This is a genomic window from Acetobacter fabarum (assembly GCF_040702925.2).
GTDB lineage: Bacteria > Pseudomonadota > Alphaproteobacteria > Acetobacterales > Acetobacteraceae > Acetobacter > Acetobacter fabarum_B.
This window is the reverse complement of the sequence record NZ_JBFCXX020000094.1, coordinates 1-267: the sequence shown is the minus strand read 5'-3', so window position 1 is coordinate 267 and position 267 is coordinate 1. Positions and strand designations below refer to the sequence as shown.

At 61.4% G+C, this 267-nt stretch carries 1 pseudogene; it reads right to left on the bottom strand.

From position 1 onward, the window contains the following. Positions 1-267, bottom strand: a pseudogene (locus AB2L51_RS15235) (aminoacetone oxidase family FAD-binding enzyme); the annotation flags it as partial.

The following is a 267-nucleotide window of genomic DNA, read 5'->3' as shown; positions in this document are numbered from 1 at the left end:
GAACAGGATGTTCTCGCGAAAGCTCTGGTCGTTGCAGCTGACCAGGCAATCCACCGAGGTGCCGGACAGTTCGGTGCACAGCTCCTTGAGCTGATCGGTGATGGTGAACGGCACCAGACCGGCGCGGGTCGGTAGCAGTTCATGGCCGAACTGTTTGGCGACCTGATAACCGAAACCGGTGGCGCCCAACGTCGGGATCGACAGGCCACCGGTGGCGATTACCAGCGACTGGCACTGGATCTGGCCGAGGGTGGTGTCGAGTAGGTA